The sequence below is a fragment of the Micromonospora haikouensis genome (assembly GCF_900091595.1).
GTDB classification, from domain to species: domain Bacteria; phylum Actinomycetota; class Actinomycetes; order Mycobacteriales; family Micromonosporaceae; genus Micromonospora; species Micromonospora haikouensis.
On sequence record NZ_FMCW01000015.1, the window covers coordinates 114,622 to 129,989 of the forward strand.

Here is a 15,368-nt window from a genome sequence, read left to right on the forward strand (position 1 = left end):
CATCCCGCGCCCGGCGACGCCGGGCGGCGGCGGTCAGGCGGCGGGGGTGCGCCGGCCGCCCCGGTCGAGCGCGAGGGCCTCCTCCGGTGTCGGCGCGGTGCCGCCGAGGTGGGCCGGCTGCCACCAGCTGTCGTCCGGCCCGGCCGGGGTGTCCGGGTACGCCCGCTGGGCCCGGTCGACGAGGGCGGTCAGCCGGGTCTTCAGCTCGGCGCTCAGCGCGTTCGCGTCGGCGTGGTCGGCCGGGTCGATCGGCTCGCCGACCAGGATGGTGATCGGGGTGTGCCGGCGGGTCAGCGTCCTCGGGCGGCCCTTCGTCCAGAGCCGCTGGGTGCCCCACAGCGCGACCGGCAGCAGCGGCACGGCGGCCTCCTGCGCCATCCGGGCCGCCCCGTTCTTGAGGTCCTTCACGGTGAACGAGCGGCTGATGGTGGCCTCGGGGAAGACGCCCACCGCCTCGCCGCGGCGCAGCGCGTCCACGGCCGTGCTGTAGGAGCCGGCGCCGGCCCGCCGGTTCACCGGGATGTGCTTCATGCCGCGCATCAGCGGGCCGGAGACCTTGTGCGCGAACACCTCGTGCTTGGCCATGAACCGCACCAGCCGGCCGGACTCGTGCGCGCCGTAGCCGCAGAAGATGAAGTCCAGGTAGCTGACGTGGTTGCTGGCCAGCACCGCGCCGCCGGTGCGCGGCACGTGGTGGCTGCCCTCCACGGTCAGGCGCAGGTCGAGGACCCGGAACATCGTCTTGGCGGCGGCGATCACGGGCGGATACACGAGTTCCGGCATCCGGCGACTTTACCCTGCTGGGGGTGGGGGCACGCCAGGGCCGGACGTACCCTCCCACGGCGTGCCGCCACCCCCGGGGCGACCCGTCAGTCGGCCAGGTCGTGCAGGTCCAGCCGGCCCCGGGCGAACGCGTCGACCTTGCCCCACCGGCCCGGGATGTCCAGCACCTCGATCCGGCCCATGCCGATGGGCAGGCACGGCTCCACCGACAGGTGCCCCTCGTGCGGTTCGATGCCGAGCATGGTGCGCAGCAGCAGCATCGGCGCGCCCGTCGACCAGGCCTGCGGGCTGCACGCGGTCGGATACTCCACCGGGAACTTGGTCAGCTCCCGCTGGTAGCCGCCGAACGCCTCCGGCAGCCGCCCGTCGAAGTAGCGGGCCGCGTCGAGGATCCCGTTGGCGATGACGGCGGCCTCCTCGGCGAAGCCGTACCGGCGCAGCCCCCACGCGATGAACGAGTTGTCGAACGGCCAGATCGTGCCGTTGTGGTAGCCGATGGGGTTGTAGCGGACCTCCCCCTCGGCGAGCGTCCGCACCCCCCAGCCGGAGAACAGCCTCGGCCCGACCAGGTGCTCGGCGATCCGTTCGGCCCGCTCGTGGTCGACGATGCCGCTCCACAGCAGGTGGCCGATGTTGGAGCTGAGCACGTCGGCCCGGCGGCCGTCGGGGTCGAGGGCGAGCGCGTAGAACTGGCCGTCGTCGACCCACCAGTCCCGGTTGAACCGCTCCTTGAGCTGCGCGGCCTCCCGCTCCAGCCGGTCGGCGTACGCGGGGTCGCCCCAGAACTCGCGCGCCATCCGGGCGGCCCGCATCTTCGCGTCGTACGCGTACCCCTGCACCTCGCAGGTGGCGCGGGGGAAGGGCAGCAGGGTGCCGTCGCGGTACGAGATCGAGTCCCAGGAGTCCTTCCAGCACTGGTTCTCCAGGCCGGTGTCGGTGTTGCGCCGCTCGTACCAGACGTAGCCGTTGCCGACCAGGTCGGCGTAGTCGTCGATCCATTTCAGCGCGGCCCGGCACTCCTGCTCCAGCTCCCGCACCAGCGACTCGTCGCCGCTCCACCGCTCGTACTCGTCGAGCAGCACCACGAACAGCGGCGTCGCGTCGACCGAGCCGTAGTACGGCGAGTGGGGCTGCTCCTCGAACGCGGCCGTCTCGCCGTACCGCATCTCGTGCAGGATGCGCCCGGGGTCCTCGTCGCGGAAGTCGTCGAACCGGGTGCCCTGCAACGAGGCGAGGATGCGCAGCGTCGTCTTGGACAGCCCTGGGGCGAACGGCAGCACCTGGAGGCAGGTCAGGATGCTGTCCCGGCCGAACATCGTCATGAACCAGGGCAGGCCGGCGGCGGGCAGGGTGCTGCCGCCGAGCGACAGGGGCGAGAAGCGCAGCGCGGCGAGGTCGACGAGGCTCCGCTGGTACGTGCGGGCCAGGTGCTCGCACTCGCTGTTGACCTTCGGCGCGGCGGCGATCCACTCCTGGAGGTCCTGCTGCAGGGCCAGCCGCTCGTTGCCGTGCGCCCGCACGCCCATCCGCAGGTCCCGCCCGCCCGGCCCGAGGGCGAAGGTCTGCACGTCGATGTCGGTGCTCCACTGCTCGTTCGGTTCGAGGTGGACGCTGAACGAGAAGCCGTTGCGGTCGTACGCGGCCGTCCGCGAGCAGGAGATGACCGTCTCCCGCCGGAAGTTGCCCCGGCGGTAGCCCAGGCGCAGCCGGTCGGCCTCGGCCTCGGCGTACAGCTCGCCCTTCTTGTTGACGATCTCGTCCTTGACCTGGAACAGGTCGGCGAAGTCGGAGCCGGCGTCCATCCGGACCTGGAGGTCGACGGGCTTCTCGTCGTGGTTGAGGATGGTGACCTGCTCCCGGAAGCTGCCGCCGACCATCCGCTCGCGGATGATCGACAGCTTCGCGTCGATGTAGTGGGTGGCCATCCCCGGCACCAGGAAGAACCGCGCCTCGTAGTACTGGAGGTCGTCGTAGGACAGGGCGTTGAGCCGCTCGCCGTTGACGGTCAGCACCCAGCGGGACAGGAACCGGGTGTCGAGGGAGAACATGCCGGTGGGCTCGCTCGGCGTCGCTTCGATGTCGCCGGTGTCCTCGGAGACGACGAAGGTGCTGCCGTCGAGGATCCGGATCGTGTTGCCCTCCGTCATCAGCACGCCTCCCTCTGGAACAGCCGCTGCGGGCCCTGGCTGGTCGGCGGGCCGGGGAAGAGCCGCTCCACCTGCACCACCAGCCGGGCGTCGCCGCTGACCGTCATGTCCCCGCGCAGGATCGCGGCGATGCCGTGCTCCCGGCCGGCGGCGAGGTCCTCGAAGAGGACGGGGCTGGTGTTGACGACCGTGTCCGCCTCCCGGTCGTCCTGGCTGACGCTGATCCGGCCCCGGTCGATCGCGACCAGCCAGTGGGTGGTCTGCGGTCCCTCGTGCAGGTCGAAGCGGATGGTTCCGGTTGACTTGACCAGCAGCGGTTCGTACCCCCGCCGGTCCAGGTCCTCGAAGAATCTGGTGGTCGCGTCCGGCATCGGGCCCCTCCCCTCCCGTCGACCCGCGGCGTTCGACGTCGGGAAAGGGTCCCCGTCCGGTACGGGGTCAACCTCACCCGGATCGGGTGAGGCGGAGCGGGCGCGCACACGACGCGACGCCGGCCCCCGGGTCGGGGGCCGGCGTGCCGCGGCGGACGGTCAGTTGTTGGGGTCGTCGGCGCTGATGTCCGCCAGCACCGACTGCGGCTCCCGCTCGACCGCGAGGTCGCCCACGGAGACCAGGCCGACCAGCCGGCCGTCGTCGATCACCGGCAGCCGGCGCACGGCGTACGTGCGCATCAGGTCGGCGGCGGCCACGGCGTCGTCGTACTGGCTCACCGTGATCACGTCCCGGCTGGTGATCTGGTTCAGCCGGGTCGTGTTGGGGTCCATCTCCTCGGCGACGCCCCGGACCGCGATGTCCCGGTCCGTGACGATGCCGACCACGTCGTCACCTGCGGTCACCACCACGTCGCCGATGGCGCTGTCGCGCATCTCCCGCGCGGCGGCGGTGAGCGTCTCGTGGCCGTCCATCGTCACCAACCGGGTCGTCATGAACTCTCCGACCGTTGTCATGGTGCTCCCCTCTCGGTGTCGGCACCGCCGTGTCTACCCGCCGCCCCGGCGGGGTAACGCAGCCTGCCGCAGGGGCGCGCCGGCGGTCAGCGCAGCTCGGCGGCGACGAGTTCGGCGAGCTGGACGGCGTTGAGGGCGGCGCCCTTGCGCAGGTTGTCGTTGGAGCAGAACAGGGACAGGCCGTGCTCCACCGTCTCGTCGGCGCGGATCCGGCCCACGTACGTCGGGTCGTGGCCGGCGGCCTGCAGCGGGGTCGGCACGTCGGACAGGGCCACGCCGGGCGCGCCGTCGAGCAGCTCGCGGGCCCGCTGCGGGGTGACCGGCCGGGCGAACCGGGCGTTGATCTGGAGCGAGTGGCCGGTGAAGACGGGCACCCGGACGCAGGTGCCGGAGACCTTCAGCCCGGGGATCTCCAGGATCTTGCGGCTCTCGTTGCGCAGCTTCTGCTCCTCGTCGGTCTCCGCCGAGCCGTCGTCGACGATCGAGCCGGCCAGCGGGAGCACGTTGAACGCGATGGTCCGGGCGAAGACACGGGGGGCGGGGAACTCCACGGCGGTGCCGTCGAACGCCAGCCCGGCGGCCTGCTCGGCGACCTTGCGGACCTGCTCCTCCAGCTCGGCCACGCCGGCCAGGCCGGCACCGGAGACCGCCTGGTAGGTGGAGACGACGAGGCTCACCAGCTCCGCCTCGGCGTGCAGCGGGCGCAGCACCGGCATCGCGGCCATGGTGGTGCAGTTCGGGTTGGCGATGATGCCCTTCGGGCGGTGCGCGGCGGCGTGCGGGTTGACCTCGGCGACGACCAGCGGCACGTCCGGGTCCATCCGGAACGCCGACGAGTTGTCGATCACCACCGCGCCGGCCGCGGCGACCCGGGGGGCCAGCTCCAGGGCGGTGCCCTTGCCGGCGGAGAAGAGCACGATGTCCAGGCCCGCGTAGTCGGCCGTGGCCGCGTCCTCGATCGTCACCTCGCCGCCGCGCCACGGCACGGTCCGCCCGGCCGACCGGGCGGAGGCGAACAACCGCACCTGCTCCGCCGGGAACTCGCGCTCCGCCAGCACCTGCCGCATCACGCCACCGACCTGGCCGGTGGCCCCCACAATGCCGATCCTCATGCCCGCGAGGCTACCCAGGTCGACGGCCGGGCCGGGAACGCTTTCCCACCGCCCGGGCGGCGGCCGGACGGGCCGGGGACGGCCCCGCGCCGCAACGTCGGCGTCGCCACCGCGCGCCGCGCCGGAATTTCCGGGGCGTGGGCGGGCCCCGGCCGGAACATCGCCGCCCCGGCCGGGCCGCCCCGCCGGCCGGGGCGCGACGCGAATCACACCGCCCGGGTCAGGGGCGGACGTCGACGATCTCCCCGAGGCCGGTGGCCGCCAGCTCGTCGCGGATGAGCGCGGCGTCGCCCTCGACCACCAGGGTCAGCGACTCCGGGTGCAGGTGGGTCGCGGCGGCGGCCGACACGTCGGCCACGTCGGCGGCGAGCAGGGACTCGCGCCGCCGGGCGTGGTAGTCGTCCGGCAGGTCGTGCACGACCAGGGTGGTCAGCGCCGACGCGATCGCCCGGGGGCTCTGCAGCTCGACCGAGAGCTGCCCGGCCCGCCACGACCGCGCCACCGCCAGCTCGTCCTCGGTCACCCCGCCGGCCCGGGTACGGGTGATCTCCCCGACCGCCTCGACGAGGGCCGGCGCGGTCACGGCCGTCTGCACCCCGGAGCTGACCGCGAACCGGCCGAACCGGCGGGACGAGGCGAAGTCGCCCCGGATGCCGTACGTGTAGCCGCGCACCTCGCGGATCAGGTGGTTGAGCCGGGAGGTGAACGCGCCGCCGAGCACCGTGCCGGCGAGGGCCATCGGCACGTGGTCGGGGTGCGCCCGGTGCGGGGCGGCGTGGCCCAGCCGCAGCGTGGACTGCACCGACCCGGGGCGGTCGACCAGGATGATCCGCCGGCCGGCGCGCAGCGGCACGTCGACCGGGCCCTCGACCGGGGTCGGGCCGCCGCCGGTGCCGGCGAACGCCGCCGCGCCCAGCGCGTCCAGGTCGAGCCGGTCCAGGTCACCGGCGACGACCAGGGTGCCGGGGCGCAGGAACCACTCGGAGTGGAAGACGGTGAGGTCCTCCGGGTCCAGGGCCGCCACCGAGTCCGGGTCGCCGTACATGGGTCGGCCCCAGCGGTTCTGCGCGCCGAACAGGTCGGCCCGCAGCGCCGCCTCGGCCCGGGGGCCGGGGTTGGCCCAGTCCATCCGCAGGGCGGTCGCCTCGTCGTCGCGGACCCGCCGCAGGTCGTCCGGGTCCAGCTTCGGCGTGCGGACGGCCTCGGCGAGCAGCTCGACGGCGGCGCCGAGCCGCTCCACCGGCACCTGGACGCTGACCTGGAACGAGTCCCAGTCGAGCCCGGTCACCAGCTCGGTGCCGAGCGCCTCGATGGCGAGCGCGTACGCGGTGGCGTCCCGCTGCGCCGTGCCCTCCTCCAGGGCCTTGGCCAGCACCGCGCCGAGCCCCTCCCGGCCGACCGGCTCGCGGCCGGCCCCGGCGTCGAGCAGCAGCAGCGCCACGGCCAGGTTCTGCCCGGGCAGGTGCGCGGCGACGACCCGGCCCCCGGCCACGTCGCGGCGCACCACCTGCGGGAACCGGTACGGCCGGGCCAGCCCCGGCCCGGGACGGTCGGCGATCAGGCTCATGCGGTCTCCTCGGGCAGGTAGGTCAGGGTGACCCGGTCCTCGGCGCGCAGCGCCTCGGCGGCGAGTTCGGCGATCTGGTCGGCGGTGACCGCGAGCCAGGCGGGCAGCCGCTCGGCGGCCTTCGCCGGGTCGCCGAACTGGGTGGCGTACCGGCCGAGGATGTCGGCGCGGCCGTCGACGGTGGACATCTGCCGCCACCACGCGGTGCTGAGCAGCGCCTTGGCCCGGTCCAGCTCGGCGGCGGTGACCGGCACGGTGGCCAGCTCGTCGACGACCTCGGCCACCCCGGCGGCCAGCCGCTCCCCGGTCACCCCGTCCCGGGCGGTGGCGGTGACGATCAGCGGGGCCGGCGCGTGCCGCAGGTCCACCCCGTACGCGCCGACCAGGTCGGGCTGGGCGAGCCGCTCGCCGTCGGCGAGGCGCTGGTAGAGGCGGCTGCCCCGGCCGCTGCCCAGCACGGTGGCCAGGACGGTCAGCACGTCGTACCCGGGGGTGCCGAACGGGTGGGTGCGGTGCGCGACGAACACGCGGGGCGCGGGCACGGCGGCGGTGACGGTCTCGGCGACCGGCGCGCCGGCGCGGGGCACGTGCCGGCCGTCCGGCGCGGCCGGGATCGACTCCCGGGCCGGGATCGCCCCGAAGTACTTGTCGGCCAGCGCGAACACCTCGGTCGCGGCGGCGTCGCCGACCACGGTCAGCACGGCGTTGTTCGGCGCGTAGTAGGTGCGGTGGAACGCCTGGAAGGTGGCCAGGTCGGCGGCGTTCAGGTCGGCCATCGACCCGATCGTCGCGTGGTGGTAGGGGTGGCCGGGCGGATAGAGCAGCGGCAGCAGCCGCAGCCACGCGTCGCCGTACGGGACGTTCTCGTAGCGCTGGCGGCGCTCGTTCTTGACCACGTCCCGCTGGTTGTCCAGGGTCTCCTGGGTCAGCGCCGGCACCAGGCCGCCCATCCGGTCGGCCTCCAGCCAGAGCGCCAGCTCCAGGTGCTCGGCGGGGACGGTCTCGAAGTAGTTCGTCCGGTCCGGGTTGGTGGTGGCGTTCAGCGAGCCGCCGGCGCCCTGGACGAGCTTCATGTGCTCGGTCTTCGCCACGTTCACCGAGCCCTCGAACATGAGGTGCTCGAAGAGGTGGGCGAAGCCGGTCTGCCCGTCGGGCTCGTGCCGGGAGCCCACGTCGTACCAGAGGTTCACCGCGACCGCGGGCGCGGTGCGGTCCTCGCTCACCACCACACGCAGGCCGTTGTCCAGTCGGGTCGTTTCGATCGGCCAGGGGAAACCGCTGTCGGGCATGGCCCGACGCTATCCGATCCCGAGGTCGCAGGCGTGACGCGAGTGGGTCGGCGCGGCGCGGCACGGCCGGTCCCGCCCGCCCCGGGCGGCGCGGGCCGCCGCCCGGGGTAGGCGGGGTGGGGCTCTCAGTCCGGGGGCTCGATCGCGGTCACCGTCTCGTCGGAGGTGCGGTGCTCCAGCACCGTGTCGGGGGCGGCGGCGCGGTCGGCCTCCCGCCGGTCGGACTCGTCGAGGATCGCCTCGGCCTGCGCGTAGGCGTCGTCGCTGCCCACCGCCGCCTCCTCGGGCAGCAGGTGGGCGCGGGAGGAGATCCGGTCGGTGTCGCTCTGGTCGTGACTCATGCCGGAGTCTCTACCCAGCGAACGGCTCAGCGGAACGGGCCGCGCACCTCGTAGGTGATCTCGGACGACCCCTGCCCGGTGATCCGGAGGAACGGCGTGACGACCCCGGCCGGAGTGATCATGTTGACCTCCATGTTGCCGCCGTCCTCGGCCACGTACAGGTCGCCGGAGCGGGCCCCGACGATGTTGTCCACCCCGGTCAGGGGCGCGCTGCCGCCGGTCACCAGCGAGTCGTCGTACGCCAGGTCGATGCGCTGCGCGACCGCGTCGTACGCCCAGACCCGGTTGTCGCCCTTGGTGGTGAACCAGCAGGTCCCGTCGGCGTACCAGCAGCCCTCGCCGCCGTCGAACCGCTTGGCCCCGGAGACCTGCTGGCGGGTGTACGTCGGCGAGCCGTCCGGGTCCGGCACCCGGGCCCAGGTGACCGGGCCGCTGGTGGCGGTGCCGGCGACCAGCACCTCCAGGGTGCCGGCGGACAGATCGCCCCAGACGGTCGGCCGGAACCGGTAGAAGCAGCCGTTCGGCTCGTCCTCGGTCAGGTAGACGACCTGCCGGACGGGGTCGGCCGCCGCCGCCTCGTGCTTGAACCGGCCCAGCGCCGGGCGCTGCACCGCCGCCGTCCCGCCCTGCGGGTACGTCTCGTAGACGTACCCCCGGCTGACCTCCTCGCAGGAGAGCCAGGTGCCCCACGGGGTCGCGCCGTCGGCGCAGTTCTGGTTGGTCCCGGACAGGATCCGGTACGCCGAGGCGACGCTCCCGTCGGCGGCGAACCGCACGGCCGACGCCCCGCCGCCCGGGGTGATCTCGGAATTCGAGACGTAGATCCACCCGGTTCCGGCGGGGAAGCAGGCCCCGCCGTCGGGGGCGTCGTGCCAGGCGTACGAGGTGCCGGCGACCGCCTGCCGGGACCGGGCCACCACCCGGCTGGTGAACCCGGCGGGGAGCTGGATGCCGTTGCCGTCGGCGGCGCCCAGCGGCCCGTACGGACCCGTCCCGGGCTGGGCGGGAGCGGCCGACGCGACGGACGACCAGAGGCTGCCGGCCAGCGCGGCGGCCCCCGACGCGGCGGTGGCGCGCAGCAGCGTACGACGGTCCATTCGAACCTCCAGGCGATGGTGTGTGGCGCCGAAACTACCGACGAATACATCGACGAAAGTGAACGTGAGGCGAGGCTTTCCCGACGACGGGGTGAGCCTTTCCCGCCGCGTCGGGTAGGCTGGTCGGCGTGACGCGGTCGTATCGATGGTTTAGACAGCCGGCTGGAGGAGCCGGTGACTTCACCGTGATCTGACGTCACTTCCTCTTCGAGCCGGCTGGGCAGGGGCCTGATTCCCTGCCCTTTTGCGTACGAGCAGCCGGCTCGACCTCGGGCGCCGGCCCCGGGGCACGGTCGGCGGAAGGAACCCCACCGTGACCTCCCCGGACAGCCATCGCGTCATCGACCAGCGGATCGACCGCGTCGTGCCGTTGACCACCCCGGCCCTGCTCCACCACCACCTGCCCCTGGACGCGGCGCTCACCGAGGCCGTGCTCGACGGCCGGCGCGCGGTCGCCCGGGTGCTGGACCGCGCCGACGACCGGCTGCTGGTCGTGGTCGGCCCGTGCTCGGTGCACGACCCGGCGGCCGCCCTGGAGTACGCGGCCCGGCTGCGCACCGCCGCCGACCGGCTCGCCGACGACCTGCTGATCGTGATGCGGGTCTACTTCGAGAAGCCGCGTTCCACGGTGGGCTGGAAGGGCCTGATCAACGACCCGGCGCTGGACGGCTCCGGCGATGTGAACACCGGCCTGCGCACCGCCCGCGCGCTGCTGCTGGACGTGCTGCGGCTGGGCCTGCCGGTGGGCTGCGAGTTCCTCGACCCGATCACCCCGCAGTACATCGCCGACACCGTCGCCTGGGGCGCGATCGGCGCCCGCACCGTGGAGAGCCAGGTGCACCGGCAGCTCGCCTCCGGGCTGTCGATGGCGATCGGCATGAAGAACCGCCCCGACGGCAGCATCGGCACGGCCGTGGACGCGATCCGCGCGGCCGGCGTCCCGCACGTCTTCCCCGGCATCGACGTGTCCGGCACCCCGGCGATCATGCACACCCGGGGCAACGCCGACGGCCACCTGGTGCTGCGGGGCGGCAACGACGGCCCGAACTACGATGCCGCCTCCGTCGCCGCGGCGCTGGCGCAGTTGCGGGCGGCCGGCCTGCCGGAGCGGGTCGTGGTCGACGCGAGCCACGCCAACAGCGGCAAGGACCACCGCCGCCAGCCGCTGGTCGCCGCCGACGTCGCGGCCCAGCTCGCCGCCGGGCAGCGCGGCATCGTCGGCGTCATGCTGGAGAGCTTCCTGCTCCCCGGCCGGCAGGACCTGGACCCGACGCGGGAGCTGGAGTACGGCCGTTCGATCACCGACGCCTGCCTCGGCTGGGACGACACCGAGGGGGTGCTGGACGACCTGGCCACCGCCGTCCGCGCCCGCCGCGCCACCCCGGCCACCGCCTCTCCCACCCCGACCTCCACCCCCGCCTGACGCCGGCGAGGGGCGCGTCGCGGTCACCGACGGTGACTGCGACCCTCGACCGAGAGGGATGCGGGGCGGTCTCACGCTGCGTGCTGGCCGGCCAACCCCACGCCGGCTCCCGCATCCCCTTTGCTCTGCACCCACCGGCGCAGCACCCTGCGGAACAGCAGGTTTGCGGGTTCCGCGCGGTGTCGGCCCGGACAACTTGGTGACACCCTGTAGCCGTTGCGTCGGCGGGTGCAGAGCAAAGGGACGGGAGCGGATGGCGGACGTCTCCCGGCAGACCCCGGCCGGCGCCCGCCGGCGGTAGCGGTGCGTCACACCCGACGGCGCTCAGGCGCGCGCGGCGCCAGGCGTGCCCCTCGGCGCGGCTCCTGCCACCTGCGGCCGGGGTGGGCAAAGCCAGCGGCGCCCCGGCCGAAAGACCGGGGCGCCGCTGGTGTCGGTGTGCAGGTCGCCTCTCGGCGCGTGGCGCGACGCGGCTCCAGCCGGACGGTATTCCGCGAAGGCATTTCAGGTGAGGCCCGGGGACACTGGGCACACCGACACCCGTCACAACCGGCGGGGCCCGGTCGATGTTCCGGCCACCGACGTGACGGGCGTCACGCCGGCGCGACCGCCCCACTGTGCGCGCTCGCCCCTCCCGGGTTTGGTCGTTTCCGCCCCGGGTAGCTGATCGTCGTGACCGACGAAGCTGTGACCGACGAAGCACCCGTGACGGCGGCTCCCGTGAGCGACGCCGGCCCGGTCGAGGAGCTGGACACCCGGCCGCTCGACGAGTTGCTCGACGACGTCTACCACGGCCAGGAGCGGATCAGCCAGGCGGACATCTACCGCCGGGCCGTCGCCGCCGAGCTTCCCGCGTCGCTGCTCACCCGGATCGCCGCCCTCCCCCAGGGCGAGTACGCCGTGGACGAGGCGGCCGACCTGCTGGGCGGCTCGGCACTCTGACGCCCCGGCCACGCAACCGAGAGGACAGCCAGATGACCGATCGCCAGGAGCAGCACCGCGAGCACATCGAGGCGCTCGGCCAGCCGCCGGAGGGCCTGGACAGCACGCCCGAGCCGGACTTCGCCAACGAACACGACCAGACGGCCGTCGACGCGGACGTGATCACCGGCGAGGACGAGGACGAGCGCGAGCCGGAGTCTCCGCACGGCTGGTCCGGCATGCAGCGCTGAGGCGCAGGCGGCGGCAGACGCGAACGCGAAGGGAGGGGGCCGGCGAAGGCCCCCTCCCTTTCGGGCGTACGACAGGGGATCAGTCCTTGTGGTGGCCGCCCTCGGCCGCCTGCTGGGCCACGGCGTAGCCCATCTGGAGGAAGTCGGAGGCCGCGACCGCGGTCAGGGCGGTGGCCACCAGCCGAGTCAGCCGGGGGGCCAGGACAAGCCCGCCGGTGAGCCCGGTGGCCACCCAGACGGCCAGGCAGAACGGGCAGCTCAGCAGCTCGCCGATGGCGTGCCGGGTGGGGCTGCCCGAGTCGCGGACCTGCTCCATCACCTCGCCGCTGCCGATCGGGTGGTCGTAGCGGGTGAACGGGGCGCGCAGCGGGCTGGTCACCGCGTCCTTGGACAGCAGCCGGCTGAGCTTGTGGGTGGCGATGGCGAGCAGCACCACGTCGGCGGTGGCGGGCCGGTCGGGCACGGGGCGGCCGGTCGCCCGCACCAGACCCGCGATCGTGGCGGTCACGCCCGCGTACGTGCCCATCGCCGCGAGGTAGCCGCCCAGCGGACGGTACTCGTGCGGCGCGTACGCCTGGCGCAGTCGCGCCACCTTCTGCTTCAGGCTGCTCTCGCTCAACCCGGTCTCCTCATCGTCTGCGCGTCGCGGCCCCCGCGAGGGGCCCGCCGCCGGCCGGTCAACCGGCGGTCAGGTTGTCGGCCACCTCGCGGGCGAGGTTGGCCAGGGTCTCGTCGGCGAGCCCGGCCTCCGCCCCGCCGGCCGCGCCGGCGAGGTCGAGGCGCACCCGCGCGCCCCCGGCGTCGGCCGGCTCGACCCGGATCTCGGCCGACCAGCCGGGCGCGGAGTCGCTGCGCCACCAGGCCCGCAGGTCCCCCGTGTCGACCTCGGGGCGGCTGTCGCCGTCGGACCGCAGCGGCTCGGGCAGCCAGGCCGCGGCGCGATCCGGGTCGGTCGCCGTGCTGAACACCACCTCGGGCGGCGCGGACATGCCGCGCTGGGCGCGTGCGGTCATCACTCGTCCCGCAGCCTGGCCGGGTCGATCTCCCGCCCCGGGTGCCGGGCCAGGTACTCGGTCTCCAGGTCCGCCGTGCGCCGCAGGTGGTTGGCGAGCGCCGAGTCCGACGCGTGCCGCAGGGTGTCGAGGCGGGTGCGGTGCAGGCTGTGCATCTCGCGGATCAGGTCGTCGTCGGCGAGCTCGGCCGGGTCGATGCCGGGCTCCTCGTCGGTGGCCGGGTCGCGCAGGTGGTCCCCGTCCCATTCGGGCATCCGCTGCTCCGGGCTGGCCTCGGCCGGGCCGGTGGTCGTCCGCCAGGCTGATTCGGTCATGTCGCCCCCCTCGTCTCGTCTGGGCTGGCGTCTAGACGGATGCCCACCCGCGCCCCCGGCAAACCACCGGCACTACGACGCCGCGTCGGAGACGCCGCCGCCGACCGGTACCCTCGATGCCATGAAGCGGCTCTGGACACCGGCGTGGATCGCCCGCCACGTGGCCATGGTCGTGCTGGTCGTCGGCTTCCTCGGGCTGGGCTGGTGGCAGATCACCCGGGCCGCCGGGGGCAATGCGCTGAGCTGGGGGTACGCGGTCGAGTGGCCGGTCTTCGCCGCGTTCGTGCTCTTCGTCTGGTGGCGTGAGCTGCGGCACGCCCTGCGGTCGGCCCACGGCGACGAGCCGGCGGAGCCGGCGACGGAGGAGCCGGCCCAGGCCGACCGGGTCGCGGCGGCCACGCCGTCCGCCACCCCCACGGGGGTACGCCGGCCGGTGCGGGTGTCCCGCGCGCCGGCCACGCCGGTCGACGGCGCGGACGACACCGACCTGGCCGCCTACAACCGCTACCTGGCATGGTTGAACGCCAACCCGGGCGCCCGACCCGGGGACTATCCCGGCTGACGCCGGTTCGCGACTATCCGGCGCAGGCCGGTTTCGGAAGGACGGACGAAGGTGGGCGGAGCCCTTACCCGGTACCGCGTGATCGCCTGGATCGTGGGCGTGGCGCTGGTCGTGCTGGTCGCAGTCGGCATGCCCCTGAAGTACGGGTTCGACGAGCCGGCCGTGGTGGCGGTCGTCGGCACCGCGCACGGCTGGCTCTACATGCTCTACCTGGCCGCGACGTTCGACCTGTCCCGCCGGGCGGACTGGCCGTTGAAGCGGATGCTGCTGGTGATGCTCGCCGGCACCGTCCCGTTCGTGTCCTTCTACGCCGAGCGTCGGGTCAGCGACTGGCTCGCCCCGCGGCCCGCCCCGGCCGTGGAGCCGGTGGCCGGCTGAGTAAGTCCCCTTTCGCCACTTTCGTCCCTGCTTCACCTGCGGGTAACTTCCGTCCCGCGCTAGGTTGATCAGGCCGGACCGGTCGACCGCCGTCCACCAGGACAGCCCCGGGCCGGTGCCGACGCGGCGTCCGCGACGTCGTGCCGGCTGGTGGGAGAGGAGCCCTCCGCTCTTGTCGTCCCTCAGAAATTCGCTGCGCGCACTGGTGACGGCCGGCCTCGTGGCCACGCTGATCGCCCCGGCGTCGGTGGCTCGGGCCGAGCCGACCCCCGCCGAGCTGACGCGGCGGATCGAGAAGTCCTCGACCGAGCTGGAACGGGTCGTCGAGTCCTACAACAAGCTCAACGAGGACATCAAGGCGAACAAGGCCACCGCGGCGAAGCTCGCGGCCCGGATCGGGCCGTTGGAGGAGCAGACCGCGCAGAGCCGGGCGGACGTCGGCACGATCGCCGTCACCGCGTACAAGTCGGGCCGGCTGGACGCCGCCAACGCGCTGCTGAGCCCGGGCGGGCCGAGCACCCTGCTGGACCGCCTCGACACCCTCGGCCAGCTCAGCCGGCAGCGCCAGCAGCGGATCGCCGGCTACACCGAGAACCAGCGCCGGCTGCTCGACCAGAAGGGGCGGCTGGACGCCACGCTCGCGAAGCAGGCCGCGCAGGCGAAGCAGCTCACCGCCAGCCGCAAGCGGATCGAGAAGGACCTGGCCGAGCTGTATGAGATGCGCCGGCAGGCGTACGGGCGGGCCACCGAGCCCACCCCGCCGAAGGCGCGTTCGGGCGGGAAGTCCGGCTCCGGCGAGAAGGCCCCGGCCGTCTCGGGCCGGGCCGGCGCGGCCGTGCGGTACGCGTACGGGGCGCTCGGCAAGCCCTACGTCTGGGCCGCCGACGGCCCGAACGGGTACGACTGCTCCGGCCTCACCTCCGCGGCCTGGCGGGCGGCCGGCAAGTCCCTGCCGCACAACACGCGGATGCAGTGGGGCGTGGTCAGCCACATCAGCCGCAGCGAGCTGCGCCCGGGCGACCTCGTCTTCTACAACAGCCTCGGCCACGTGGCCATCTACGTCGGCGACGGCCAGGTGATCCACGCGCCGACCTTCGGCCGCAACGTGGAGAAGCGGGCCCTCGCCCTGATGCCGCCCTACGGGTACGGCCGGGTCCGCTGACCGGCTCCCGCGCGACGGCGAACGGCCGGCGTCCCCCTATCGGACGCCGGCCGTTCGCCGT

The 15,368-nt window shown here is 74.0% G+C and carries 18 protein-coding genes; 6 read left to right on the forward strand and 12 right to left on the reverse strand.

Features of this window, described 5'->3' with window-relative positions:
- Window positions 1–33: 33 nt before the first annotated feature.
- From GA0070558_RS17095 to GA0070558_RS17135, 9 genes are all read right to left on the reverse strand, one after another.
- Window positions 34–783 (reverse strand): lysophospholipid acyltransferase family protein, encoded by a 750-nt coding sequence (locus GA0070558_RS17095; protein WP_091281057.1) that lies wholly within the window; start codon window positions 781–783, stop codon window positions 34–36.
- An 86-nt stretch (window positions 784–869) separates the two neighbouring features.
- Entirely contained in the window at window positions 870–2,930 is a 2,061-nt protein-coding gene (locus GA0070558_RS17100; RefSeq protein ID WP_091281213.1) for an amylo-alpha-1,6-glucosidase, read from the reverse strand.
- A complete protein-coding gene (locus GA0070558_RS17105) occupies window positions 2,930–3,301 on the reverse strand; it encodes an SCP2 sterol-binding domain-containing protein (RefSeq protein WP_091281060.1) in 372 nt (123 codons plus the stop codon). Before GA0070558_RS17105 ends, GA0070558_RS17100 begins: the two co-directional genes overlap by 1 nt.
- A 159-nt stretch (window positions 3,302–3,460) precedes the next feature.
- The gene (locus GA0070558_RS17110; RefSeq protein ID WP_091281063.1) at window positions 3,461–3,877 is read right to left on the reverse strand and encodes a CBS domain-containing protein; all 417 of its coding nucleotides are present in this window, start codon (window positions 3,875–3,877) and stop codon (window positions 3,461–3,463) included.
- 86 nt (window positions 3,878–3,963) lie between these two features.
- Entirely contained in the window at window positions 3,964–4,989 is a 1,026-nt protein-coding gene (locus GA0070558_RS17115; protein WP_043966190.1) for an aspartate-semialdehyde dehydrogenase, read from the reverse strand.
- 220 nt (window positions 4,990–5,209) lie between these two features.
- Complete coding sequence (locus GA0070558_RS17120; RefSeq protein ID WP_091281067.1) at window positions 5,210–6,556, reverse strand: M16 family metallopeptidase; 1,347 nt, start codon at window positions 6,554–6,556, stop codon at window positions 5,210–5,212.
- The gene (locus GA0070558_RS17125; protein WP_077938605.1) at window positions 6,553–7,845 is read right to left on the reverse strand and encodes a M16 family metallopeptidase; all 1,293 of its coding nucleotides are present in this window, start codon (window positions 7,843–7,845) and stop codon (window positions 6,553–6,555) included. The genes GA0070558_RS17120 and GA0070558_RS17125 overlap by 4 nt, the downstream gene beginning before the upstream one ends.
- Before the next feature lie 125 nt (window positions 7,846–7,970).
- Window positions 7,971–8,186, reverse strand: coding sequence for a hypothetical protein (locus GA0070558_RS17130; RefSeq protein ID WP_091281071.1), 216 nt, complete (start codon window positions 8,184–8,186; stop codon window positions 7,971–7,973).
- A gap of 26 nt (window positions 8,187–8,212) precedes the next feature.
- Window positions 8,213–9,283: an alkaline phosphatase PhoX gene (locus GA0070558_RS17135; RefSeq protein ID WP_439709609.1), complete on the reverse strand. Its 1,071-nt coding sequence runs from the start codon at window positions 9,281–9,283 to the stop codon at window positions 8,213–8,215.
- 313 nt (window positions 9,284–9,596) lie between these two features.
- Here GA0070558_RS17135 and GA0070558_RS17140 point away from each other — a divergent pair, with 313 nt between their 5' ends.
- The 3 genes from GA0070558_RS17140 (at window position 9,597) to GA0070558_RS17150 (ending at window position 11,878) form a co-directional block, all read left to right on the forward strand.
- Window positions 9,597–10,706 carry a 3-deoxy-7-phosphoheptulonate synthase gene (locus tag GA0070558_RS17140; RefSeq protein ID WP_091281074.1) on the forward strand — a complete coding sequence of 370 codons (1,110 nt, stop codon included), beginning with the start codon at window positions 9,597–9,599 and terminating at the stop codon, window positions 10,704–10,706.
- Between the two features lie 687 nt (window positions 10,707–11,393).
- Window positions 11,394–11,648, forward strand: coding sequence for a hypothetical protein (locus GA0070558_RS17145; protein WP_439709612.1), 255 nt, complete (start codon window positions 11,394–11,396; stop codon window positions 11,646–11,648).
- Window positions 11,649–11,680: 32 nt separating this feature from the next.
- Window positions 11,681–11,878: a hypothetical protein gene (locus GA0070558_RS17150; RefSeq protein WP_091281081.1), complete on the forward strand. Its 198-nt coding sequence runs from the start codon at window positions 11,681–11,683 to the stop codon at window positions 11,876–11,878.
- A 79-nt stretch (window positions 11,879–11,957) separates the two neighbouring features.
- On the opposite strand, the gene GA0070558_RS17155 is transcribed toward GA0070558_RS17150, so the two are convergent.
- The 3 genes from GA0070558_RS17155 to GA0070558_RS17165 are packed head-to-tail and all read right to left on the reverse strand — an operon-like array spanning window position 11,958 to window position 13,205.
- Complete coding sequence (locus tag GA0070558_RS17155; protein ID WP_077938594.1) at window positions 11,958–12,497, reverse strand: DUF1360 domain-containing protein; 540 nt, start codon at window positions 12,495–12,497, stop codon at window positions 11,958–11,960.
- 58 nt (window positions 12,498–12,555) lie between these two features.
- Window positions 12,556–12,891: a hypothetical protein gene (locus tag GA0070558_RS17160; RefSeq protein WP_091281084.1), complete on the reverse strand. Its 336-nt coding sequence runs from the start codon at window positions 12,889–12,891 to the stop codon at window positions 12,556–12,558.
- On the reverse strand, window positions 12,891–13,205 hold the full coding sequence (locus GA0070558_RS17165) for a DUF6158 family protein (RefSeq protein WP_091281088.1): 315 nt from the start codon (window positions 13,203–13,205) through the stop codon (window positions 12,891–12,893). The genes GA0070558_RS17160 and GA0070558_RS17165 overlap by 1 nt, the downstream gene beginning before the upstream one ends.
- 121 nt (window positions 13,206–13,326) lie before the next feature.
- Between GA0070558_RS17165 and GA0070558_RS17170 the strand changes: the two genes are divergently transcribed.
- The 3 genes from GA0070558_RS17170 to GA0070558_RS17180 all read left to right on the forward strand — a co-directional run bounded on the left by GA0070558_RS17170 (window position 13,327) and on the right by GA0070558_RS17180 (window position 15,307).
- The gene (locus GA0070558_RS17170) at window positions 13,327–13,767 is read left to right on the forward strand and encodes a hypothetical protein (protein ID WP_091281093.1); all 441 of its coding nucleotides are present in this window, start codon (window positions 13,327–13,329) and stop codon (window positions 13,765–13,767) included.
- Between the two features lie 51 nt (window positions 13,768–13,818).
- Entirely contained in the window at window positions 13,819–14,145 is a 327-nt protein-coding gene (locus GA0070558_RS17175; RefSeq protein ID WP_077938590.1) for a DUF3817 domain-containing protein, read from the forward strand.
- 172 nt (window positions 14,146–14,317) lie between these two features.
- On the forward strand, window positions 14,318–15,307 hold the full coding sequence (locus GA0070558_RS17180; protein WP_091281097.1) for a C40 family peptidase: 990 nt from the start codon (window positions 14,318–14,320) through the stop codon (window positions 15,305–15,307).
- Window positions 15,308–15,368 lie beyond the last annotated feature (61 nt).